1 pseudogene is annotated in these 663 nt (G+C 64.6%); it reads right to left on the bottom strand.

The features are described from left to right. Nucleotides 1–96 precede the first annotated feature (96 nt). Nucleotides 97–663 (bottom strand): annotated as a pseudogene (istB, locus tag M8J73_RS45410) (IS21-like element helper ATPase IstB); the annotation flags it as partial.

Below are 663 nucleotides of genomic sequence, written 5' to 3'. Positions count from 1 at the left end.
GAGGACGTTGGGGTGGCGGGCGTTGGTGTTGCGCCAGCGCATGTCCAGGTACTCCTCTGAGTGCTCCGCCGAGTACGAAGTTATGTGCACCACTGCTCAGGCCACGTCGGTGTCCCGCTCGATGGCCTGGAGGCGGTTCTTGAGCCGGTAGCTGTTGCCGTTGATCGAGACGACTTCGCAGTGGTGCAGGAGCCGGTCGAGGTTTGCGGTGGCCAGTACCTCGTCGCCGAAGACCTGGCCCTACTCGCCGAAGGTCTTGTTCGAGGTCAGGATGATCGAGCCCTTCTCGTAATGCTTAGAGATCACCTGGAAGACCAGGTTCGCCTCGGCCCGCTCCAGCGGCTGGTAGCCCACCTCGTCGACCACGAGGACGCTGGGGCGGAGGTGGCTGGTGAGTTTGCTGATCAGCCTGCCCTGGTCCTCGGCGGCTTTGAGGTGGCGGACCATGTCGTCGAGGCTGGTGAAGTAGATCGAGTAGCCGGCCCGGGCAGGCCGCGACGGCCAGGGCGACGGCAATGTGCGTCTTGCCGACCCCGGGCGGCCCGAGCAGAGCGACGTTGGTCTTGTCCTCGACGAAGGAGAGGGTGGCCAGGTCTTTGACCTTGCGCGGGTCAAGCTCGGGCTGGAAGGAGAAGTCGTAGTCCTCCAGCGTCTTGTGGTGCG

Source organism: Streptomyces neyagawaensis (assembly GCF_023516595.1).
Classification (GTDB): Bacteria; Actinomycetota; Actinomycetes; order Streptomycetales; family Streptomycetaceae; genus Streptomyces; species Streptomyces neyagawaensis.
This window is presented reverse-complemented; position numbering and strand designations above follow the sequence as displayed.